At 63.6% G+C, this 21,079-nt stretch carries 20 protein-coding genes and 3 tRNA genes; 15 read left to right on the top strand and 8 right to left on the bottom strand.

Annotated elements, in window-relative coordinates; translation table 11 throughout:
- The first annotated feature begins 9 nt into the window (after positions 1–9).
- A complete protein-coding gene (locus IWX64_RS07435) occupies positions 10–420 on the top strand; it encodes a DUF3224 domain-containing protein (RefSeq protein WP_196866510.1) in 411 nt (136 codons plus the stop codon).
- A gap of 40 nt (positions 421–460) precedes the next feature.
- Here the strand turns inward: IWX64_RS07435 and IWX64_RS07430 are convergent.
- Positions 461–536, bottom strand: a tRNA-Arg gene (locus IWX64_RS07430).
- A gap of 200 nt (positions 537–736) precedes the next feature.
- Here IWX64_RS07430 and IWX64_RS07425 point away from each other — a divergent pair.
- Both IWX64_RS07425 and ettA read left to right on the top strand, forming a co-directional pair.
- Positions 737–1,321 (top strand): single-stranded DNA-binding protein, encoded by a 585-nt coding sequence (locus tag IWX64_RS07425; protein ID WP_196866509.1) that lies wholly within the window; start codon positions 737–739, stop codon positions 1,319–1,321.
- Between the two features lie 61 nt (positions 1,322–1,382).
- Positions 1,383–3,065: an energy-dependent translational throttle protein EttA gene (ettA, locus tag IWX64_RS07420; RefSeq protein ID WP_196866508.1), complete on the top strand. Its 1,683-nt coding sequence runs from the start codon at positions 1,383–1,385 to the stop codon at positions 3,063–3,065.
- 107 nt (positions 3,066–3,172) lie between these two features.
- Here ettA and IWX64_RS07415 read toward each other — a convergent pair whose 3' ends face one another.
- On the bottom strand, positions 3,173–4,057 hold the full coding sequence (locus IWX64_RS07415; RefSeq protein WP_196866507.1) for an acyl-CoA thioesterase: 885 nt from the start codon (positions 4,055–4,057) through the stop codon (positions 3,173–3,175).
- A 164-nt stretch (positions 4,058–4,221) separates the two neighbouring features.
- Between IWX64_RS07415 and IWX64_RS07410 the strand changes: the two genes are divergently transcribed.
- Positions 4,222–4,704, top strand: coding sequence for an acyl-CoA thioesterase (locus tag IWX64_RS07410; protein ID WP_196866506.1), 483 nt, complete (start codon positions 4,222–4,224; stop codon positions 4,702–4,704).
- Between the two features lie 3 nt (positions 4,705–4,707).
- Positions 4,708–5,376, top strand: a complete 669-nt coding sequence (locus tag IWX64_RS07405) for a hypothetical protein (RefSeq protein ID WP_196866505.1) — start codon at positions 4,708–4,710, stop codon at positions 5,374–5,376.
- 25 nt (positions 5,377–5,401) lie between these two features.
- On the opposite strand, the gene IWX64_RS07400 is transcribed toward IWX64_RS07405, so the two are convergent.
- Together IWX64_RS07400 and IWX64_RS07395 are read right to left on the bottom strand one after the other, a co-directional pair.
- A complete protein-coding gene (locus tag IWX64_RS07400) occupies positions 5,402–5,887 on the bottom strand; it encodes a globin (RefSeq protein WP_334683199.1) in 486 nt (161 codons plus the stop codon).
- A complete protein-coding gene (locus IWX64_RS07395) occupies positions 5,887–6,501 on the bottom strand; it encodes a mechanosensitive ion channel family protein (protein WP_196866504.1) in 615 nt (204 codons plus the stop codon). The genes IWX64_RS07400 and IWX64_RS07395 overlap by 1 nt, the downstream gene beginning before the upstream one ends.
- Before the next feature lie 92 nt (positions 6,502–6,593).
- On the opposite strand from IWX64_RS07395, the gene IWX64_RS07390 reads away from it, so the two are divergent.
- On the top strand, positions 6,594–7,577 hold the full coding sequence (locus IWX64_RS07390; RefSeq protein ID WP_196866503.1) for an NAD-dependent epimerase/dehydratase family protein: 984 nt from the start codon (positions 6,594–6,596) through the stop codon (positions 7,575–7,577).
- 19 nt (positions 7,578–7,596) lie between these two features.
- Here the strand turns inward: IWX64_RS07390 and IWX64_RS07385 are convergent, their stop codons facing one another.
- The gene (locus IWX64_RS07385; RefSeq protein WP_196866502.1) at positions 7,597–8,091 is read right to left on the bottom strand and encodes an OsmC family protein; all 495 of its coding nucleotides are present in this window, start codon (positions 8,089–8,091) and stop codon (positions 7,597–7,599) included.
- A 31-nt stretch (positions 8,092–8,122) separates the two neighbouring features.
- Positions 8,123–10,675 carry an aminopeptidase N gene (gene pepN, locus IWX64_RS07380; RefSeq protein ID WP_196866501.1) on the bottom strand — a complete coding sequence of 851 codons (2,553 nt, stop codon included), beginning with the start codon at positions 10,673–10,675 and terminating at the stop codon, positions 8,123–8,125.
- A gap of 176 nt (positions 10,676–10,851) precedes the next feature.
- On the opposite strand from pepN, the gene IWX64_RS07375 reads away from it, so the two are divergent.
- Positions 10,852–11,325 (top strand): ribose-5-phosphate isomerase, encoded by a 474-nt coding sequence (locus IWX64_RS07375; protein WP_196866500.1) that lies wholly within the window; start codon positions 10,852–10,854, stop codon positions 11,323–11,325.
- A gap of 5 nt (positions 11,326–11,330) precedes the next feature.
- Positions 11,331–12,248 carry an Fpg/Nei family DNA glycosylase gene (locus IWX64_RS07370; RefSeq protein WP_196866499.1) on the top strand — a complete coding sequence of 306 codons (918 nt, stop codon included), beginning with the start codon at positions 11,331–11,333 and terminating at the stop codon, positions 12,246–12,248.
- Positions 12,249–12,330: 82 nt separating this feature from the next.
- Here IWX64_RS07370 and IWX64_RS07365 read toward each other — a convergent pair.
- Positions 12,331–12,404: transfer RNA gene (locus tag IWX64_RS07365), tRNA-Gly, on the bottom strand.
- Between the two features lie 132 nt (positions 12,405–12,536).
- Between IWX64_RS07365 and IWX64_RS07360 the strand changes: the two genes are divergently transcribed.
- The 7 genes from IWX64_RS07360 (at position 12,537) to IWX64_RS17265 (ending at position 18,360) form a co-directional block, all read left to right on the top strand.
- Positions 12,537–12,610 (top strand) — tRNA-Pro (locus tag IWX64_RS07360).
- An 87-nt stretch (positions 12,611–12,697) separates the two neighbouring features.
- Positions 12,698–14,263 (top strand): trigger factor, encoded by a 1,566-nt coding sequence (tig, locus tag IWX64_RS07355; RefSeq protein WP_196866498.1) that lies wholly within the window; start codon positions 12,698–12,700, stop codon positions 14,261–14,263.
- A 233-nt stretch (positions 14,264–14,496) separates the two neighbouring features.
- Positions 14,497–15,093: an ATP-dependent Clp protease proteolytic subunit gene (locus tag IWX64_RS07350; RefSeq protein ID WP_024475965.1), complete on the top strand. Its 597-nt coding sequence runs from the start codon at positions 14,497–14,499 to the stop codon at positions 15,091–15,093.
- 52 nt (positions 15,094–15,145) lie between these two features.
- A complete protein-coding gene (locus tag IWX64_RS07345) occupies positions 15,146–15,820 on the top strand; it encodes an ATP-dependent Clp protease proteolytic subunit (RefSeq protein WP_171587068.1) in 675 nt (224 codons plus the stop codon).
- A 161-nt stretch (positions 15,821–15,981) separates the two neighbouring features.
- Positions 15,982–17,274, top strand: coding sequence for an ATP-dependent Clp protease ATP-binding subunit ClpX (gene clpX / locus IWX64_RS07340; protein ID WP_196866497.1), 1,293 nt, complete (start codon positions 15,982–15,984; stop codon positions 17,272–17,274).
- A gap of 60 nt (positions 17,275–17,334) precedes the next feature.
- Positions 17,335–17,964 carry a mycothiol-dependent nitroreductase Rv2466c family protein gene (locus IWX64_RS07335; protein ID WP_196866496.1) on the top strand — a complete coding sequence of 210 codons (630 nt, stop codon included), beginning with the start codon at positions 17,335–17,337 and terminating at the stop codon, positions 17,962–17,964.
- A 114-nt stretch (positions 17,965–18,078) separates the two neighbouring features.
- Positions 18,079–18,360 (top strand): winged helix-turn-helix domain-containing protein, encoded by a 282-nt coding sequence (locus IWX64_RS17265; protein ID WP_196866495.1) that lies wholly within the window; start codon positions 18,079–18,081, stop codon positions 18,358–18,360.
- Between the two features lie 85 nt (positions 18,361–18,445).
- On the opposite strand, the gene valS is transcribed toward IWX64_RS17265, so the two are convergent.
- Complete coding sequence (valS, locus tag IWX64_RS07325; protein ID WP_196866494.1) at positions 18,446–21,064, bottom strand: valine--tRNA ligase; 2,619 nt, start codon at positions 21,062–21,064, stop codon at positions 18,446–18,448.
- Positions 21,065–21,079 lie beyond the last annotated feature (15 nt).

Here is a 21,079-nt window from a genome sequence, read left to right as displayed (position 1 = left end):
ACTTGGACGATGACCGACTCCACAGAACACATCTTCAGCGGCGAATTCGAGATCTCTGTCTGGAGTCCGGAACCCTACTCAGCGCCAGGCTCCTCGAGTGAACTGACCAAGGTGAGCGCCACGAAAGTCTTCAGCGGCGGCCTTGTTGGAACCAGCTCAGCAGAGCTGCTGATGGCGGGCAACGACTACGGTGCCGGCTATGTCGCCTCCGAGGTATTCACCGGTTCGGTGGATGGCAGGGAAGGCACCATGATCGTGCAGCACTGGGGGATCGCTGAGGGTACCGCCGCCGCCAGTTCGGGCCACATCATTCCGGGATCGGGGACCGAGGGCCTGAAGGGAATCTCCGGGAAGGCCGTTTACTCCCAGGACGCCGCTGGCCAGCACCACCTTGAGCTCAAGGTCACCTTCGGAGACTAGAGTCCGCACGACTCCTGGCTGTCATCCACCGGCATGATTCTGGTGCCCCCGGCGCGACTCGAACGCGCAACCTACGGATTAGAAGGCCGTTGCTCTATCCATTGAGCTACGGGGGCCGACGGCGGAGATCTCCACGCCACCGCAAGTTTATCGTCAAGTTGGACGAACGCCAGTCGGCGACTCTCCCTCCACGCCGGGTTCCTCCCCTCAGGTTGTCCACATAGGGCTGTCGCGGCTCCCTCTGAAACCCCGGTACCGGTGAAATAGTGTCTGCTGGCATACCCGCCAGCGCACACCTTTGCTGAAGGGGAATTCGATGAGCGACAACATCACCGTCCGCGGCTATGTGGCCACCGACGTTAAATCGGGAGTCGCCGTGAGCGGCCTCGCCTACGCGAGTTTTCGAATGTGCTCGACCGAGCGCCGCTTCGACCGCCAAACCAATTCGTGGACGGATGGCCAAACCAACTGGTACACCGTGTCAATGTTCCGCCAGCTTGCCACCAATGCCGGGGTGAGCATCAAGAAAGGGGACAAGGTGATGGTCACCGGGCGGCTGCGGGTCCGGCCCTGGATCCGTGAGGACGGACGAACCGGCACCTCCGTGGACATCGATGCGGACACTGCAGGACATGACCTGATGTGGGGCACGGCGCACTTTCGCCGGACCAGCGCGGACCGCGCGGGCACCGAGGCTTCAACCGCTGGTGACCCACCGGATGTCCACGACTCGGATGTCGACTACCCGGATGTTGATCGGGACACCGGCGAGATCTTCGGCGACCCGGGTGATGCGGCGGCTCCTGAGGGGAATGACTCCTCCGGTGCTGAGCCCCCCGGCGATTCCGACCATACCGGGGGTGAACAATCAGCCCGACAGCTCACCGACGCACCGTTTTAGTCCCGCGGCGGCTGCTGCACACAAATGGGAGATAGGTGGGTGCAGCGACTAGCCTTGAGGTATGGCGGAATTTATCTACACAATGACCAAGGCACGCAAGGCTGTCGGCGACAAAGTAATCCTCGACGACGTCAGCATGTCCTTCTACCCCGGCGCGAAGATCGGCGTCGTGGGTCCCAACGGCTCGGGCAAGTCGACCATCCTGAAAATCATGGCTGGCCTGGATACCCCTTCCAACGGCGAAGCAAAGCTCAGCGCCGGCTACTCGGTAGGGATCCTGCTGCAGGAACCACCACTGAATGAGGAAAAAACCGTCCTGGGCAATGTGCAGGAAGGCGTCGGGGAAATCTACGGCAAGATCCAGCGGTTCAACGAGATCTCCGAAGAAATGGCCAACCCCGACGCAGATTTCGACACGCTGCTCGAGGAAATGGGCAAGCTCCAGGAAGCCATTGACTCCGCAGACGCGTGGGACCTCGATTCGCAGCTGGAACAGGCAATGGACGCCCTGCGCTGCCCACCGCCCGAAACCGATGTCACTATCCTGTCCGGTGGTGAACGGCGCCGCGTTGCGCTCTGCAAGCTTCTCCTGCAGAAGCCCGACCTGTTGCTCCTTGATGAGCCCACCAACCACCTCGATGCCGAAAGCGTGCTCTGGCTGGAGCAGCACCTGAAGAGTTACTCTGGCGCTGTCCTGGCAGTGACCCACGACCGGTACTTCCTGGACCACGTCGCCCAATGGATCGCCGAAGTGGACCGCGGCCACCTCTACCCCTACGAAGGCAACTACTCCACCTACCTGGAGAAGAAGCGCGCCCGTCTTGAGGTGCAGGGCAAGAAGGACGCGAAGCAGTCCAAGCGCCTCACCGAGGAACTCGAATGGGTTCGATCCAACGCCAAGGGCCGCCAGACCAAGTCCAAGGCTCGGCTCGCCCGGTACGAGGAGATGGCTTCCGAAGCCGAGCGCACCAAGAAGCTCGATTTTGAAGACATCCAGATCCCGCCCGGCCCACGACTGGGCAACCAGGTCATCGAAGCCACCGACCTGCGGAAGGGCTACGACGACCGGATCCTGATCGACGGGCTGTCCTTCTCACTGCCGCGCAACGGCATCGTCGGCGTTATTGGCCCCAACGGTGTCGGCAAGACCACTCTGTTCAAAACCATCGTGGGGCTCGAGCCGATCGACGGCGGCAAACTGACCATCGGTGATTCGGTCAAGATCTCCTACGTTGACCAGTCGCGTGGCGGCATCGATCCCGACAAGACCCTGTGGGAGGTCGTCTCCAACGGACACGACTTCATCCAGGTCGGCCAGGTGGAGATGCCCTCGCGTGCCTACGTGTCAGCGTTCGGGTTCAAGGGTCCTGACCAGCAGAAGCGTGCCGGAGTGCTCTCCGGTGGTGAGCGCAACCGGCTGAACCTGGCGCTGACCCTCAAACAGGGCGGAAACCTGCTGCTGCTCGACGAACCGACCAACGACCTCGACGTCGAAACTCTCTCGAGCCTGGAGAACGCTCTTCTCGAGTTCCCCGGCTGCGCCGTGGTGGTCTCGCACGACCGCTGGTTCCTCGACCGGGTGGTGACCCACATCCTCGCCTATGAAGGCACCGAGGAAAATCCGGACAAGTGGTACTGGTTCGAGGGTAACTTCGAATCCTATGAGGAGAACAAGGTGGAGCGCCTCGGCGCTGATGCCGCGAAGCCTCACCGCGTCACCCACCGCCGCCTGACCCGCGACTAAAACCAACACGGCCGTACGTCAGGACAGCCAGGCAAACGAAAAGGGCGCGTCCCGCGGTGACCACAGACTGGTCACCGCGGGACGGGCCCTTTGGCCTACCCGGACGATCAGTCGGGTACCCGGACCATTCCCTCCTGGGCGACGGTCGCCACCAATTCCCCGGCACGGTTGAAGATCTGTCCCGTGGACAGGCCACGGGCTCCCGACGCGCTGGGGGAGCGCTGCACGTAGAGCAGCCACTCGTCCACCCGGACCGGACGGTGCCACCACATGGCATGATCCAGGCTCGCGACACTCATCCCCGGGGTGATCCAGCTCAACCCGTGCTGACGCAGGATCGATTCCAGCAGTGTGTAGTCGCTGGCATAGGCGAGAGCCGCCCGGTGCAGTCCCTGGTCGGAGGGCATGGGGGCGAACGTCTTCATCCACACGGCGTTGTGAGCCACCCGATCGCCGTCGTGCTGCACGTAGAGCGCGCCGTCCACATGCCGGATGTCGAAGGGGCGGTCGAAGGACCAGGCCTTGGCCAGCGGATGGTCCATCTCACCCAACAGGTCGGCCGTGCTCGGCAGCGTCTCGGGATCCGGCATGCCCTCGGGCATCCGCTCCTGGTGGCTGAGCCCGTCGTCGGGCTCCTGGAACGAGGCGATCATCGACAGGATCGGCACACCATTCTGGTAGGCATGGGTTCGGCGCGCCGAGAAGGAGCGCCCGTCGCGCAGCCGCTGCACGCCGAACGTGATCGGTTGCAGCGCATCTCCGGCCCGGAGGAAGTAGCCGTGCATTGAGTGGACCTCACGGGTCGGCTCGACCGTCCGGATCGCAGCGATCAAAGCCTGCCCGAGTACCTGGCCCCCGAAGATCCGCCGACCTGCCTGCTGCACAGAGGTTCCGACAAAAATTTCCTCGTCGGTTTGCGCTCCGTCAGCGCTGCTCAGATCAAGCAGATCGACCAGGGTTTGGGTGGGATCGACCGTGGACTCGACTGCCATGGATCTGGTTCTCCTTGTGATGCGGGGGAAGGGAAGGCTGCCGCGCCGCGTGAACGGCGCGGAAAGTACCTCTGACCTTAGACGCACCGGAGTCCACCCCTCAACACGGCTGGCGATTATGGCTGTGGTTAGCCGGAGCAGCAACCGTTTGAGAGGATTGCAGCATGCCCCGGATTCAACGCTTCCCCATTCAGCTCCGCTTCGGCGACGAAGATTCCTACGGACACGTCAACAATGTCCGGTTCCTCCAGTATCTTGAGGATGCCAGGGTGCAGTTCATCCACCACCCGCTGTCGGACTCGGCTCCCGACGGTGCTGCGGAGCAGGACACGCTGCTAAATCTGATCGGTCCCGACCACTTCACCCTGGTGGCACGGCACGAGATCGAGTACTCGGCACCCCTGAATTACCGCCCAGCCCCCCTGGAGATCAGCATCTGGGTGACAGGCGTCGGCGGTTCCAGCTTCGACCTCGGCTACCAGATTGCCGAGCCGGACGGATCGGCGAGCTACGCCCTCGCGGCCTCCACCATGATCCTGGTCAACCGGGCCACCGGCCGGCCAGCGAAACTCAACGACGTGCAGCGCGCCGCGCTCGAGCACTGGCTCGGCGAACCAGTGTCTTTCCGACGCCGGTCGAACGGCTAACCGGTGGAACCACACTCACCGTCATCGGAGCTGGTCTTCGCCGATCAGTGGAATGTCGCCGATCTGCGCACTTTCGTTGCCCGCGCGCGGGCCGCCGAGGATGGCGCCGTCAGGTTGCAGGCTGCCGGCAGCGTCCTCGCCGCCTACATCTGTATCCTTCGCCCACGGATCCTGGGCGAAGCCACTCCGACGGTCCTGGGACTGCGGACCATGCCGCTGAACACCCCCGCCCAGGTGGACGTAACGGTGGCACTGGCATCGGTGTCGGACCGGCTTGCCCGCATGGCTGAGGATGACGTGGTGCTGCAGGTGCCGCCGACCACCGTCACCGAAAGCTGGACGGGAGTCCTTCCGCCGCGCGCCGGATGGGAGTCCCACGGGGACCTGGACGCCGGCGTGGTTGAAACCGCAGCCCGAACCGGAATCCGGGAAGTTGCGGAAACTGTGCCCAACAACCCGGGTGCCCTGATCGTGAACAGCGCGAGGGGAGCAATCTGGGGCCGCAGCATCGAGGGCCTGCCGGTGGAGGTGCCCGCGGGAGCAGCCTTCGGCGCCTTCGCCCTGGGGTTCCTCGCGAAGGGTGAACGCCCAGCCATTTTCACCAACGGACGATGGACCAGGATCAGCACCTCGCGGGGACACGTGCTATCGCGGATCCCGACCGTCCTCTGACCGGCCGGTTCACAAGGTTCGGGTCCTAGCGCTTGTCGGCAGAGTTGACCATCGAATGGGCGGCCCGCTCCAGGTAATCCCACAGGGTCGCCTCGTGCAGGGGCGCCAGGTCAAGTGAGTCGACCGCCGCGCGCATGTGCGTGAGCCAGTGGTCGCGTGCCCGCGGCGACACGGTGAACGGCATGTGCCGCATCCGCAGCCGGGGATGGCCGCGCTGGTCACCGTAGGTCTTGGGTCCGCCCCAATACTGCTCCAGGAACATCAGCAGCCGCTCCTTCGCTGGCCCCAGGTCTTCCTCCGGGTACATCGGACGCAGCAGCTCATCCCCGGCGATGCCGTCGTAGAAGACGTCTACCAGCTGCACGAAGGTCGGGTGACCTCCCACCGCCTCATAAAAGTTGTCGGTGTAGGCGGGCTGGTCGAAACGTGGCCCCACCGGGGTCAGTTTGGCCAGCGGCTCACCGAACCGGGACGGGATGGGGATGCCTTCGGGGCTTCCAGGGGTGGTCATTATTTCTCTCCTGTCGGTTCGTCGGCCGCTACCGGGGGCACATAATTGCCCTGTGAACGGTTGCCCACTTTCATGATGTCCCCGTTACGGATGTACCAGATGGACCCGTTCTCGTCGATCAGCCGGGTGATCCGCAGGCCGACCGACTGCACCACTCCCACGGTGTCCCCGACCTCGATGATGTCGCCAATTCCGTACTGGTCCTCGAGGGTGATGAAAAACCCGAGGAACGCGTCCCTGATGATCTCGCGGGCGCCGAAGCCGATCGCAATACCCACAATGCCCACGCTGGCGAGAATCGGACCGATATCCACGCCGAGCGCCTGCAGCGCCATCATGATGGCGATGATGGCAATGGTCAGTCCCGACACGCTGCGCAGCAACGCGCCGATGGTTTCAGTGCGTTGGACCCGCCGCTTGTGGTCGAGCGTGCGCAGGACCGGCTGCGCCCACTTGAAGTGGGGCTTCTTGAACAGGTCGGAACCGCTGCGCACCCGGCGCACCATGCGATTAATGACAAACCGGACCACCAGCCACAACACCAGCCCTGCCACGATGATGATGGCGGCGTTCAGTAGCTGGTCTCCTAGACCGATCTCGGTGGGGGACTGCATGGGGGAGTGACCGATTCCTTCACTGGCTCAGGTGGGCTCTCCGCGCGGCGGAAAGGGTGTCTGCTCCTAGGCTAGCGCCGTAGGCTGGGCTGATGCGCATCCTGATCCTCGGTGGAACCGTATTTCTCTCCCGGCGAATCGCCGAGATCGCGCTCGATCTCGGCCACGAGGTCACCTGTCTGGCCCGCGGCACATCGTCCATGCCGCCGCAGGGTGCCGCGTTCGTCCGGGCTGACCGTGACGGGCCCACGCCCTACGCCGCAGTGGATCAGGACTGGGACGTGGTGGTTGAGGTGTCGTGGCAGCCCCGCCAGGTCGAGGAGGCGCTGCGGTCACTGGGCGGCAGGGCAGGTCTCTGGATCTATGTCTCCAGCTGTTCCGTTTACGCCGACAATTCGGTGCCCGGCGCCGACGAGGGCGCCGCGCTCCTTCCTTCGTACAACGGTGACATCCCCGCACCTGGCGAGTCATACGGCGAGGCGAAGGTGGCCTGCGAAGAGCTATGTCACAGGTATCGCGGTGCCGGTGTCCTGATTGCCCGTCCCGGGCTGATCTCCGGCCCGGGAGACCTCAGTGACCGGTTCGGCTACTGGCCGGCCCGGCTCGCCCGCGGCGGAACGGTGATCGTCCCGGCGATGCGTGAGCGTTCGACCCAGACCATCGACGTGGACGACCTCGCCGGATGGCTCCTCACCGCGGCCGCCCGGAACCTGACCGGTGTATTCAACACGGTTGGCCCGTCCACCGGGTTCGGTGACCTCATGGACCGGACAGCGTCCCAGGTCGGCTTCGAGGGCGTGATCCGATGGGTGGATCCAGACTGGCTGACGGAGCACGGCGTCGCCTACTGGGCTGGCCCGGATTCCCTGCCCCACTGGTTGCCGGAAGGCTATGCAGGGTTCGCCTCCCGATCGGCTGCGGCTGCCCTGGCCGAGGGGCTGTCCCAGCGACCCGTCGACGAGACGATCCAGCGGGTGCTGGAGGATGAACGACGGCGGGGGCTTGGCCGGGAGCGGAAGTCGGGGCTGATCCCAGACACTGAGGATAAGCTGCTCGCGCAGCTACCGGATAATTGACTCCCGGACCAGCAACGCCCTAGGCGTGCTCCTGGGCGTCCTCGGCAACCATCACCACTGGCTCGTGGTTGACCGGAAAATTGACCGACCGCGCGATGAAACAGGACGCAGCGGCCTCACGGTGGATGGACTGTGCCGTGTATTTCATCAACTGGTCGGTGATTGTCACCCGGGGTTTGAGGGTGACACTGAGGAACTCCCCGCTGCCGTCAGCGTTCAGTCGCATGGTTCCGACAGCGGTATCCTCGTACGCCGTCACCACCACGCCGTGTTTCACCGCCATGTGAAGGTACGCGAGCAGATGGCACTGGGAGAGCGCGGCGAGCAGCAGTTGCTCCGGGTTCCAGCGGTCCTCGTCCCCATGAAACGTGGGGTCCGCCGTGCCCAGAAGTAACGGCGGACCCTTGGCCGAGACCTCATTTTCCCGACCGTAACCGCGGTAGGAGCGAGTGCCTTCGCCGCGGTTACCCGTCCAGGTGGTGTTGACCCGATAGTGGTGCTCGGAGAGGTTCATGGCTCAAAGCTACACCCGAATCCACCGGTTTTTACCGGTCGACGGCCTGCGCTTTCAAGGCCCGGACAATCCCGTCCTGGCTCTCCACCACCAGCCGTCGAAGCGAGGTGCTGTCGGCGTCGAGCGTGGACAGAAAAGCCATCGATTTAGCCAGGGTGTCCTGGGTGTTCAGCCTCGACGGGTACAGGCCCACAATGATCTGCTGGGCGATCTCATGGGTGCGGCTGGCCCAGACCTCCGGGGCTGCAGCGAAGAACTTGTCCACGTAGGGTGCCAGGAGCGCAGGGTCGTGGACCCTCATGAAACCGGTGATTGCCGAGCGCTGCGCAGCGTTGGGCAGATCGGACTGTTCAACGATACTGCGCCAGGCATCCGCCTTGGCCTCAGCTGTCGGGATGGCCGCCTTCGCCTGTGCCGCCGCGAGCTGGCCGGTCGCCGTCGCGTCGCGCTCAAGCTCCGCGTCGATGTCGGACTGCCCGAACCGGCCGCCCGCCACCAGCGAGGTGACAAGTTCCCATCGGAGATCAGCATCGATTTCCAACCCCTCCGGGACCAGCGAACCGGAGAAGATGGCCTCCACGGTGTCCAGGTGGGCGTCGGTCTGCGCATGGCCCGCAAATGCCTTGATGAACTGCAACTGCGAATCCGATCCGGCGTCAGCTCCGCGTGCCAGCTCCCAGAGGCTCTCCGCTGCCGTGACGGTCATCGCGGAGCGGTCTGCGGGATTGACGTAGAACGCGAGTGTGGTCGCCAGCTGGCGCAACAGCACCAACACCACCGACGAGTCGGACTCGGAGGCGATGTTCTGAAGGATCAACTCGACATAGTTCCGTGCGGGGGTCTCCCCATCCCGCGCCGCGTCCCAGGCCGACGCCCAGACCAGGGTGCGGGGGAGCGAGTCGTTGAAATCCTTCAGATGACGGGTCGCGGTCAGCAGTGACACCTCGTCCAGGCGGATCTTCGCGTAGGCAAGATCGTCGTCGTTCAGCAGCACCAGGTCCGGACGGGACCGGCCCACCAGCTCCGCCACGTCGGTGCGTTCGCCGTCGACGTCGAGCTCCACCCGGTCGGTGCGCTGCAGCTTCCCTGCGCCATCCAGGGTGTAGAACCCGATCGCCAGGCGGTGCGGCCGGATAGTGGGGTAGTCGGCCACGGCGGACTGAAGCACAGCGAAGCTGGTGATTACGCCGCCGTCGTCGGTCTCGATGTCGGGGCGGAGAGTGTTCACTCCCGCAGTCTCCAGCCACAGCGACGACCATTCCTTCAGATCACGGCCGCTGGCTGCCTCCAGTTCGGACAGCAGGTCCACCAGTTCCGTGTTCTTCCAGGAATGCTTCCCGAAGTACTCCCTCACCCCCTCCATGAACTTGTCCTGGCCCACCCAGGCCACCAGCTGCTTGAGCACCGAGGCACCCTTCGCGTAGGTGATGCCGTCGAAGTTGACCTGAACGTCTTCCAGGTCATTGATCTCGGCGACGATCGGGTGGGTGGACGGGAGCTGATCCTGGCGGTAAGCCCAGGCCTTTTCCAGCGACGCGAAGGTGGTCCAGGACTGCTTGAACTCGGTCGCCTCGGAGGCGGCAAGCGTGGACATGAACTCGGCGAAGGACTCGTTCAACCAGAGGTCGTTCCACCACCGCATGGTCACCAGGTCGCCAAACCACATGTGCGCCAGCTCGTGCAGGATGGTGATCGCCCGGCGCTCGACGGTGGCGTCGGTAACCCGGGACCTGAAGACGTAGCTTTCAACAAGCGTGACCGCTCCGGCGTTTTCCATCGCCCCGGCGTTGAACTCGGGGACAAAGAGCTGGTCGTATTTGGGGAAGGGGTAGGGCGTGCCGAACTGCTCCTCGAAAAAGGTGAAACCCTGCCGCGTCAGGTCGAAGACGTTCTCCGCGTCGAGGTGCTGCATCAGTGATTTCCGTGCGAAAACACCCAGCGGGATGACGCGGCCGTCCGAGCTGGTGAGCTCACTGCGGACGGACTGGTACGGGCCCGCGATCAGGGCCGTGACATAGGAGGACAGGACGCCGGTTGGATCGAAGGACCAGGTGGACGTCGCTCCGCCGTCATCGACCGAACCGGCAGCCACGGGCTCGGGGGTGGGCGAATTGGAGATGACATCCCAGTGCGACGGGGCCGTGACGGTGAAACGGAACGTTGCCTTCAGATCGGGCTGCTCGAAGACAGGGAATACCCGCCGTGAATCGGGTACCTCGAACTGGGTATAGAGGTAAACCTCGTTGTCCACCGGGTCGACGAAGCGGTGCAGACCCTCTCCGGTATTCATGTAGAGCATCTCGGCGACGACGACCAGCTCGTTCGTCGCAGCGAGGGTGGGTAGCTGGATGCGAACGCCGTCGGAAACCTCTGCGGGATCGAGGTCGACGCCGTTCAGCGTCACCTGCGAGACGGCGTTGGTTACCGCGTCGATGAAGGTCGAGGCTCCCTGGGTACCCGTGAACCGCACAACGGTCCGGGATTCGAAAACGGTGTCCCCGCGGGTGAGGTCCAGATTGATGTCATAGGAGGTGACGCTGAGCAGTTCGGCGCGGGCTCGTGCCTCGTCGCGGGTCAGATTCATGCCTGGCAAGGTGGAGCCTTTCGGGAAACATGGGGAATGCCCTGTGGGTGGCGGGCGCGTTCTGTGATGCAGCTTACGCAGCACTGTCATTGTTTCACCAGCCACGACCATCGCGCACACCCACCGAACAAGTACCCTTGAGGGCAACCACACACCACACTCGAAACGGAATTTTCATGCGCGTTCATATCGCCACTGACCACGCTGGCATGGAGCTCAGCGCCCACCTGATCGACCACCTGCGCCGCTCCGGCTACGAGGTCATCGACCACGGGCCGCAAATGTACGACGCCGAGGACGACTACCCCGGATTCTGCATTAACGCCGCACAGGCAGTGGTCATGGACCAGCAGGCGGGGCGCGATGCGTTGGGGATAGTGCTGGGCGGATCCGGCAACGGGGAACAGATGGCGGCCAACAAGGTGCGCGGCGTGCGTGCCGCACTGGCCTGGAACCTGGATACCGCGAAGCTGGCCCGGCAACACAACGACGCCAACGTGGTGGCCGTGGGGGGACGGCAGCACTCGGTTGAGGAGGCAACCAGCATCATCGAGGCCTTCCTCGCCGAGCCGTTCAGCGAGGCGGAACGTCATGTTCGCCGGATCGGGCAGATCGCTGCCTACGAGACCACCGGCAGCGTCGGGGGGTAGCGGGTATGCCCGAAGGCCATTCGATTCACCGGCTGGCGTCACAGCTTTCGTCGGTGTTCGGCGGTCAGCGGCTGGCCGCCTCAAGCCCGCAGGGCCGGTTCGCTGCCGGCGCGGCCGGGCTGAACGGCCGCGTGCTGATGGGCGCGGCTGCTCACGGCAAGCAACTGTTCGTCGAGTTCGCCGACGCCCCGCACGACAGTCACACGCCGCCGATTTTCCTGCGGGTGCATCTGGGCCTGTACGGGGCATGGAGCTTCGGTGGGGACCGGACTTTCATGGGCGCCTCAAGCATCGGCGCGCCGCGCAGGGTGGGGGAGCGGGAAGTCGATGGGACCCCCGATGCCGCCTACACCGGGCCCCCGGACCCCGTGGGAGCGGTCCGGCTGCGCCTTGCCAGCGACTCCGGCTGGGCGGATCTGCGTGGTCCCACAGCGTGCGAGGTCATCACCGGCCCGGAACGCGACGCCGTCATCGACCGGCTGGGGCCCGATCCGTTGCACGATGATACGACCGGAGACGACGCCGCGCGCTTCACCGCCGGGGTGCGCAAGAGCACAAGCCCGGTGGGATTGCTGTTGATGAACCAGGCGGTGATCGCCGGGGTGGGAAACATTTATCGCGCCGAAGCCCTGTTCAGGCGGAAGCTCAACCCCAGGCTCCCCGGGAAGTCAGTCAGTGCTGCGGAGGCGTCAGCGCTGTGGCAGGACATTGGGCAGATCATGCGTGACGGGGTGCGGGACGGAAGGATCATCACCACCCTGCCTGTCGACCGTGGTTCGAAAGCAACACGGGTGAAGCGTGAGGACGCTCACTATGTCTACGGACGGGCCGGGCTGCCCTGCCGGCGCTGCGGCACCGCCGTGGCGCTGGCGGACCTGGCCGCGCGCAAGCTCTACTGGTGCCCGGACTGTCAGGCCCAGTAGGTGTAGCCAGCACATCAGCTAACGAGTTAACCCAGTTAACGAGAAAAGCACCGCCGTGAGGCTGGTGCTTTTCGTTTGTCTCTGGAGGGGATGACGGGAATCGAACCCGCATCATCAGTTTGGAAGACTGAGGCTTTACCACTAAGCTACATCCCCAAGAATCCGAGCTAATCCTTCACTGCTTCAGCGGCTCAGACCGTCGGAACGCCTATAACTACACCACAGGCAAGGCCATTTAGCCAAATGTGCAACTGGGGCAAAAGTTACGTAGACTAATGGCTGCACTTACGGGGTGTAGCTCAGCTTGGTAGAGCGCCTGCTTTGGGAGCAGGAAGTCGCAGGTTCAACTCCTGTCACCCCGACTCTGCATTATCGCCGCGGATGCCGTTCCGGTAATTCCACGGACGCCGTGTGGTCAAACATCTTCAATCATTCAGGAGTACTACGCCGTGAAGAGCGCTGTCGAAAACCTCACTCCCACGCGAGTGAAGCTCAATGTTGAAGTTCCTTTCGAGGAGCTGAAGCCGAACATTGATGCGGCTTACAAGACCATCTCCGCGCAGGTCCAGGTTCCGGGCTTCCGTAAGGGTCGTGTTCCCAACCAGCTGATTGACCAGCGTGTGGGCCGCGGCTACGTCATCGAGACTGCCATCAACGACGGTCTGAATGACTTCTACCAGAGCGCTGTTCAGGAAACCGGAATCCGGCCCCTGACCCGCCCTGAGGTTGAGATCACCGAAGTGCCGGACCCCGCCGCCAAGGATGGACAGCTCCTGTTCACCGTCGAGCTGGATGTCCGCCCGGAGATCACCCTTCCCGAGTACTCGGGTCTTGAAGTAACTGTTGAAGCAGCTGAGGCTTCCGACGCCGACGTCGACAAGGCTCTGGACGAGCTGCGCGGCCGGTTCGGCACCCTCACCGCGGTGGACCGCCCAGCAGCCGACGGCGACTTCCTTACCCTGAACCTGGTGGCAACCGTCGACGGCGAGCAGGTCGACGCCGCCCAGGACGTTTCCTACCAGATCGGTTCCGGAACCATGCTTGAAGGCATGGACGAGGCCGTCACCGGACTGAGCGCCAACGAAGACGCCATCTTCGAGACCACCCTGGCCCGCGGCGACAACGCTGGTGCCAAGGCGCAGGTCAAGGTAGAGGTCACGGCAGTCAAGGAACGCGAACTCCCTGAGGCGAACGACGATTTCGCCCAGTTGGCCAGCGAATTCGACACCATCGCTGAACTCCGCGAAGACCTGACCTCGCGGGCAGCCGAGGAGAAGGTGACCGAGCAGGGCGTTGAAGCACGCGACCTGGTCCTGGAAAAGCTCATCGAGCTGATCGAGGTCCCCGTTCCTGCCGCGTTCATCGAAGACCAGCTGGAGCAGCACTTCACCGGTGAAAACGCCCACGCCAACGCTGAGGGTCACGACACCGAAGCGCACCGCACCGAGATCCGCGAAAACACCGAGCAGGCGTTCCGCAACGAAATGATCCTCGACGCGATTGCCGAGAAGGAAGAAATCGGTGTCAGCCAGCCCGAGCTGATCGACTACATCGTGTCGACCGCGGGCCAGTACGGCATGGAGCCGAACCAGTTCGCGCAGATGCTGGACCAGAGCGGCCAGGTTCCGATGATTGTCGGAGAAGTACGTCGCCGCAAGGCACTCGCCAAGGTCCTCGAACTCGCAGTGGTCAAAGACAGCTCCGGCTCAGTCGTCGACCTGAGCGACTTCGTTCGCCCCGGCGACGAAGCAGACGAGGCACCGTCCGACGCTCCCGCCGACGACGAGGCTCCCGCCGAGAAGAAGCCTGCGGCCAAGAAGCCTGCAGCGAAGAAGCCAGCAGCAGAAAAGAAGCCAGCGGCCAAGAAGCCAGCAGCAGAAAAGAAGGCTGCCGCCGAGAAGAAGCCGGCAGCGAAGACGGCTGCCGCCAAGGCGCCTGCAGCCAAGAAGGCAGCACCCAAGAAGGCCGCCGCGAAGGCCAAGCCAGCAGCCGACGAAGAGTCCGCCAAGGCCTAGTCAATGATGCGTGTCTGAGGGCCGTTTCCCTGCCGGGAAGCGGCCCTCAGCCGTTAAAGCCCGTTGTCCGCCGCAATCGTGCGCCGTCAGCGAACAGCCTCCGCGCCGGGATCAAACGGGCCCCGAAACAAGTTACTGTCCAATGAGAGACAAACGGTCGGCTGCCGACACTCGGCAGACCAACCAGAGTGAGAGGCTAACTTCCAATGGCAATCGAACCCACCACGCCGACCATGGCAACCGTAGACCCCGCGGGCCGGGACGACTACATCTATAACCGGCTCCTGAAGGAGCGCATCATCTGGCTCGGCTCCGAGGTCCGGGATGACAACGCCAATGCCATCTGCTCGCAGTTGCTGCTTCTGTCCGCTGAAGACCCGGACAAGGACATCTTCCTGTACATCAACTCGCCGGGCGGATCCGTCACCGCGGGGATGGCGATCTACGACACGATGCAGTTCATCCCCAACGACGTCGTCACCGTTGCCACCGGGCTTGCCGCATCGATGGGACAGTTCCTCCTCTCCTCGGGCACCAAGGGCAAGCGGTACGCGACCCCTCACGCCCGCGTGCTGATGCACCAGCCGTCAGGTGGAATCGGTGGCACCGCCTCCGACATCCGGATCCAGGCCGAACTGATTCTTCACATGAAGCGTGTGATGGCTGAGCTGACCGCCGAGCAGACCGGCCAGACCGTCGAGAAGATCCTCAAGGACAACGACCGCGACAAGTGGTTCACCGCCCAGGAGGGTCTCGAGTACGGCTTCTTCGACAAGATCGCTGCACACGCCAACACGGTATCCGGCGGCGGCGGCACGCAGCGCGACTAACCGCTGCGGCCTGCCCCTACCGACCACAGCAGAGACCACCCCAGGAGACACCATGAACCACAATTTTGGAGCCGCAGCAGGCGGCGCCGCACCCCAGATGCCGTCCAACCGCTACGTCCTTCCGCAGTTCGAGGAGCGCACCCCCTACGGTTTCAAGCGCCAGGATCCGTACACCAAGCTGTTCGAGGACCGCATCATCTTCCTCGGCGTCCAGGTCGACGACGCTTCAGCTGATGACGTCATGGCCCAGTTGCTGGTGCTCGAGTCCACCGATCCGGAGCGGGACATCACGCTCTACATCAACTCCCCAGGTGGATCGTTCACCGCCATGACGGCGATCTACGACACCATGCAGTTCATCCGGCCCGAAATCCAGACTGTCTGCCTCGGTCAGGCAGCCAGCGCGGCAGCCGTATTGCTGGCAGCAGGAGCCCCGGGCAAGCGGCTCGCACTGCCCAACGCCCGCGTCCTGATCCACCAGCCGGCACTCGGCGGAGGACAGGGCGGACAGGCATCGGACCTGGAAATCCAGGCCAACGAGGTCATGCGCATGCGCACGTGGCTCGAGGACACCCTGGCACTGCACAGTGGCAAGAGCTCGGAGCAGGTGAACATCGACATCGAGCGGGACAAGATCCTCACCGCTGCCGACGCGAAGGCGTACGGTCTGGTGGACGAGGTCCTTACCTCCCGCAAAATGACACCTCCGAAGATCAACAAACCGTAACGTCCTTTCCCGGGACCGGGCCCGTGATGCGACACAATCGCACCACGGGCCTTTTTGTGCTGATTACCCGTCCCGATTGTCCTAGACTCGAAGGTAGCGTGATCGGGCCTGCCCGGAGAATACGCTGTCTATTCAACAGATCCACGTAAGGGGACTGACACATGGCTCGCATTGGTGAGAGCACAGATCTGCTTAAGTGCTCTTTCTGTGGGAAAAGCCAGAAGCAGGTCCGGAAACTCATTGCCGGACCCGGCGTTTACATCTGCGATGAATGCATCGACCTCTGCAACGAAATCATCGAGGAAGAACTGTCCGAGGTTGCAGACCTCGGCACCTTCGAACTCCCCAAACCCCGTGAGATCTTCGACTTCCTGCAGGAATACGTCATCGGCCAGGAACCAGCGAAACGCTCCCTCGCCGTCGCCGTCTATAACCACTACAAGCGAATCCAGTCCGGTCACACCCCCAGGAGCACCGGAAACCTCTCGGACGCGGTGCCCACCGAGGACGTGGAGATCGCCAAGTCGAACATCCTGCTGATCGGGCCCACAGGTTGTGGGAAGACCTATCTGGCGCAGACGCTCGCCCGGCGGCTGAACGTGCCCTTTGCGGTCGCCGACGCAACAGCCCTGACCGAGGCCGGTTATGTGGGCGAGGATGTCGAGAACATCCTCCTGAAGCTCATCCAGGCGGCTGACTATGACGTCAAGAAGGCCGAACAGGGCATCATCTACATCGATGAGATCGACAAGATCTCCCGCAAGAGCGAGAACCCTTCCATCACGCGCGACGTCTCTGGTGAGGGCGTGCAGCAGGCGCTCCTGAAGATCCTTGAGGGCACCGTCGCGTCAGTACCCCCGCAGGGCGGCCGCAAGCACCCGCACCAAGAGTTCATCCAGATCGACACCACCAACGTGCTGTTCATCGTTGCCGGGGCCTTCGCGGGCCTGGAGGAGATCATCGGTTCCCGGGCAGGACGCAAAGGCATCGGGTTCGGTGCCCCGCTCAGTTCCCTGAAGAGTGAAGAAGTCAGCTACGGCGACGTCATGCCCGAGGATCTGCTGAAGTTCGGCCTGATCCCCGAGTTCATCGGACGCCTGCCGGTGATTACCACGGTCACCAGTCTGGACCAGAAGTCGCTGATGCAGATCCTCACTGAACCCAAGAACGCGCTGATCAAGCAGTTCCAGAAGATGTTCCTGCTCGACGGCGTCGAGCTCACGTTCGAGCCAAAGGCCCTGGAGGCAATAGCCAACCAGGCTCTTGAACGGGGTACTGGCGCACGCGGGCTGCGGGCCATCATGGAGGAAGTCCTCCAGCCGGTGATGTTTGACCTGCCAAGCCGGGACGACATCGCCACGGTCGTCATCACCGAGGATGTGGTCGGCAAGAAAGCCGAGCCAACCCTGATCTCGCACGACGTCGTCGCGAAGCGCCGCAACAAGTCAGCCTAGCGCCGGATTTTTCCTGCGGACGACCGGAATACGTCGGCTGCAGCCCGGGTTGTACGGAATATGACTGAAACGATTACTTCAACAGACAGTGTCCAAAAAGCCGACTTCTGGTTCGACCCCGCCTGCCCGTTCGCTTGGATCACCTCCCGGTGGATTGAGGAAGTGGAGAAGGTCCGCAGCATCACGGTGGACTGGCATGTGATGAGCCTCGCTGTTCTCAACGACGGCCGGGACCTGCCGGAGGACTACCAGGAGTTCATGAAGAAGGCCTACGGCCCCGTGCGCGTCATCATTGCCGCCGCCGAACGTCACGGCAGCGAAAACATCAAGAAGCTCTACGACGCCATGGGCACCCGGATCCACGAGGGGCAGAGCAAGGATTTCGACGCGGTGATCAGCGAGTCCCTCGAAGAGGTCGGGCTTCCAGCCGAGCTGGCCGCCTATGCCACGAGCGACGAGTACGACACCCAGCTTCGTGCCTCGCACCAGGACGGGATTGACCGGGTCGGCGACGAGGTCGGAACGCCCGTGGTAGCGTTCAACGGCACCGCGTTCTTCGGCCCGGTCCTGACCCGCATCCCGCGCGGCGAGGACGCCGGACGGATTTTCGACGGAGCCGTCATGCTGGCCGGGTTCCCCGAATTCTTCGAGCTCAAGCGCTCACGCACCGAGAGCCCTTCCTTCGACTGAACCACAGTTGGGCACCTGGTCGTTTATCCCCGGGTGTCCAACTGTTTCTGCAGGCCTTCAAGGATGAGAAGAATCCCCTGGTCGAGCTCGGCTTCTCCGTCGTAACTGAGCAGCATGGGTGCCAGCCGACGCAGGTGCGGGAATTCTGCCCTGGCAGGAATCGCCCGGGGATCGGATTATCAGGGCTTCACTGGAAGTCGCAGTTCGGACGAACGTGGCATTGAAGTCCATATCGGGAATCTTCGCCGGAAATTACCACGCCGTCAGGGGGAAGCAGAACTCATCACCACGGTCCGGGGAATCGGATACAGGATCGTTTCCGCGACTGTGAGAGATGACTCTTCCCGGACCACCGGACCGCACTGTTTGCCGAAGGTGGACCTGGCGACCGCATAAAAGTCGTAACGAGAGGCCCCGCAGACCAACCGGTCTGCGGGGCCTCCGTAATTCCGCGGGCCTTCCTGCGTACGAGGTGACCTGGCTAGACCGCGTCGACGGGTGCCAACTCCACCTCGAAGACCGAGAGCTCGCCCTCGGCCTCCGCAAGGCGCAACTCGCGGACATTGCCCGCAGCCAACAGGTCATTCAGACCGGCGTTGAGCTGGCGCAACTGCGCCGCTGAGCCGTTCACGACGGCGCTGAGCACCTCGGTGCGCTGTTTCACTTTCGCCTCGGACTTCGACCGGCGGATACCGCCGAGCGCCAGTGCCACGGTGCCGAGAACACCGGTGTCAGCGGTGCGAATGGTCCCGGCGAGCTGATCAGACGTTGGCCATTCGGTCCGGTGCACCGACCCGCTGCGCCACCAGCTCCATACCTCTTCGGTGGCGAAGGGCAGGAAGGGCGCGAACATCCGCAGCAGCGCGTCAAGCGTCGTCGCCAGCGTGGCAAGCACCGAAGCCTGTTCGGCCTCACCGGCCGCACCGTAGGCGCGGTCTTTGATCAGCTCCACATAGTCGTCGGTGAACGACCAGAAGAACGTCTCACTCAGTTGCAGCGCCCGCGCGTAGTCGTACTTCTCGAACGCAGCCGTCGACGCATCGATCACCTGTGCCAGCTGGGCCAGGAGGGACAGATCCAGTTGGTTCGTGACCACCGAGGTGTCATCGGTGAGGACCGTGTGCTCGGTGGCACCGAGGTTCAGCACAAACTTCGACGCGTTCAGCAGCTTGATGGCCAGGCGGCGCCCGATCTTCATCTGCGCGATCTCGTAGGCCGTATCCGCACCCAGTTTGGCTGAGGCAGCCCAGTACCTGACGGCGTCGGCCCCGAACTCCTCGAGCACGTCGGTGGGTACCACCACGTTGCCCTTGGACTTCGACATCTTCTTGCGGTCCGGATCGAGGATCCAGCCGGACAGCGCCGCGTGGCGCCACGGCGCCGAATCCTGCAGCGAGTCGGCGCGGACGGCACTCGAGAAGAGCCAGGTCCTGATGATGTCGTGGCCCTGCGGTCGGAGGTCGAACGGGAAGACCTTGGCAAACAGGTCAGGGTTCTTCGGCCAGCCGCCCACAATCTGCGGCGTCAGTGACGAGGTGGCCCAGGTGTCCAGGACGTCATTCTCTCCGACGAAACCACCCGGCTGGTTGCGGGCGCTCTCCTCAAAGCCGGGCGCAGGCTCGGCCGCCGGGTCCACGGGGAGTGCCTCGTGGGAAGGAACGATCGGTGCCTCGTAGTCGGGCTCGCCGTCGGCATCCAGGCGGTACCAGACGGGAATCGGCACCCCGAAGAAGCGCTGCCGGGAGACCAGCCAGTCGCCGTTGAGCCCTTCGATCCAGTTCTCGTACCGGGACCGCATGAACGCGGGGTGGAAGTCGATTTCCCGGCCGCGCTGGATGAGCTTCTCCCGCTTGGCCTCGTCCCGGCCGCCATTGCGGAGATACCACTGCCGGCTGGTGACGACTTCGAGGGGCTTGTCGCCCTTTTCGTAGAAGTTGACCGGGTGGAGAACCTTTTTCGGCTCACCCTCCAGCTCACCGCTGGCACGCAGCAGCGCGACGACGCCCTCCTTGGCGCTGAACACGGTCTTGCCGGCGATCGTCGAATAGTTTTCCTGTGCCTTGGCGGTGCTGATCCACTCGGGGGTCTCCGACCGGATTCGCCCGTCACGTCCCACAATCGCCCGGGTTGGCAGCTGCAGTTCCCGCCACCAGATGACGTCGGTCAGGTCACCGAACGTACAGATCATGGCGATGCCGGTGCCCTTGTCGGGCTTCGCGAGGGGGTGCGCCTTGATTTCCACCTCGACGTCGAACAGCGGCGAGGTGACGGTGGTGCCAAACAGGTGCTGGTACCGCTCGTCGTCGGGATTCGCCACCAGCGCCACGCAGGCGGGAAGCAACTCGGGACGGGTCGATTCGATGAAGATCTTCTCCCCGCCGGGTGTGTGGAAGGCGATCCGGTGGTAGGCACCAGGCTGCTCCCGGTCTTCCAGTTCCGCCTGCGCCACCGCGGTGCGGAAGGTGACGTCCCAGAGGGTGGGTGCCTCGGCAAGGTACGCGTCCCCGGCCGCCAGGTTGTCCAGGAAGGCCCGCTGGCTGACGGCCCGTGAGGTGTCGTCGATGGTGCGGTAGGTCAGGTTCCAGTCGACCGACAGGCCAAGGGTGCTGAACAGGTTCTCGAAGACCAGCTCATCCTGGACGGCCAGTTGCTCGCACAGCTCGATGAAGTTTCGGCGGGAGACGGCGTCGAAGTCGCGCTGGTTCTTGGGCGGCTCGGCCGGAGGGGTGTAGCCGGCGTCGTAGGGGACCGACGGGTCGCAGCGGACACCGTAGTAGTTCTGGACGCGGCGTTCGGTGGGCAGACCGTTGTCGTCCCAGCCCATGGGGTAGAAAACGTTCTTGCCGCGCATCCGCTGGTACCGGGCGACGACGTCGGTCTGGGTGTAGGAGAACATGTGTCCCACGTGCAGGGAACCGGATGCGGTCGGCGGGGGAGTGTCAATCGAATACACCTCCGCCCGGGACGTTTCGGGGTCGAAGGTGTAGGTGCCGTCCGCCCGCCACTGTGCAGCGAGCCGGGATTCAAGACCCTCGAGAACCGGTTTGTCTGGGACATTTACTGTTGCGGGCGTGTCTGTGCCCGGAGTGTGTTCAGCCATACGGTCAATTGTTTC

Source organism: Arthrobacter sp. CAN_A212 (genome assembly GCF_015752345.1).
Lineage (GTDB): Bacteria > Actinomycetota > Actinomycetes > Actinomycetales > Micrococcaceae > Arthrobacter_D.
Note: the sequence above shows the minus strand (reverse complement) of the source record. Positions and strands in the feature narration are given on the sequence as shown.

Coding starts and splice junctions, on each gene's coding strand:
- IWX64_RS07435 (WP_196866510.1), top strand. CDS start 10: ATGACCGACTCCACAGAACACATCTTCAGCGGCGAATTCGAGATCTCT.
- IWX64_RS07425 (WP_196866509.1), top strand. CDS start 737: ATGAGCGACAACATCACCGTCCGCGGCTATGTGGCCACCGACGTTAAA.
- ettA (WP_196866508.1), top strand. CDS start 1,383: ATGGCGGAATTTATCTACACAATGACCAAGGCACGCAAGGCTGTCGGC.
- IWX64_RS07415 (WP_196866507.1), bottom strand. CDS start 4,057: ATGGCAGTCGAGTCCACGGTCGATCCCACCCAAACCCTGGTCGATCTG.
- IWX64_RS07410 (WP_196866506.1), top strand. CDS start 4,222: ATGCCCCGGATTCAACGCTTCCCCATTCAGCTCCGCTTCGGCGACGAA.
- IWX64_RS07400 (WP_334683199.1), bottom strand. CDS start 5,887: ATGACCACCCCTGGAAGCCCCGAAGGCATCCCCATCCCGTCCCGGTTC.
- IWX64_RS07395 (WP_196866504.1), bottom strand. CDS start 6,501: ATGCAGTCCCCCACCGAGATCGGTCTAGGAGACCAGCTACTGAACGCC.
- IWX64_RS07390 (WP_196866503.1), top strand. CDS start 6,594: ATGCGCATCCTGATCCTCGGTGGAACCGTATTTCTCTCCCGGCGAATC.
- IWX64_RS07385 (WP_196866502.1), bottom strand. CDS start 8,091: ATGAACCTCTCCGAGCACCACTATCGGGTCAACACCACCTGGACGGGT.
- pepN (WP_196866501.1), bottom strand. CDS start 10,675: ATGAATCTGACCCGCGACGAGGCACGAGCCCGCGCCGAACTGCTCAGC.
- IWX64_RS07375 (WP_196866500.1), top strand. CDS start 10,852: ATGCGCGTTCATATCGCCACTGACCACGCTGGCATGGAGCTCAGCGCC.
- IWX64_RS07370 (WP_196866499.1), top strand. CDS start 11,331: ATGCCCGAAGGCCATTCGATTCACCGGCTGGCGTCACAGCTTTCGTCG.
- IWX64_RS07350 (WP_024475965.1), top strand. CDS start 14,497: ATGGCAACCGTAGACCCCGCGGGCCGGGACGACTACATCTATAACCGG.
- IWX64_RS07345 (WP_171587068.1), top strand. CDS start 15,146: ATGAACCACAATTTTGGAGCCGCAGCAGGCGGCGCCGCACCCCAGATG.
- clpX (WP_196866497.1), top strand. CDS start 15,982: ATGGCTCGCATTGGTGAGAGCACAGATCTGCTTAAGTGCTCTTTCTGT.
- IWX64_RS07335 (WP_196866496.1), top strand. CDS start 17,335: ATGACTGAAACGATTACTTCAACAGACAGTGTCCAAAAAGCCGACTTC.
- IWX64_RS17265 (WP_196866495.1), top strand. CDS start 18,079: ATGGGTGCCAGCCGACGCAGGTGCGGGAATTCTGCCCTGGCAGGAATC.
- valS (WP_196866494.1), bottom strand. CDS start 21,064: ATGGCTGAACACACTCCGGGCACAGACACGCCCGCAACAGTAAATGTC.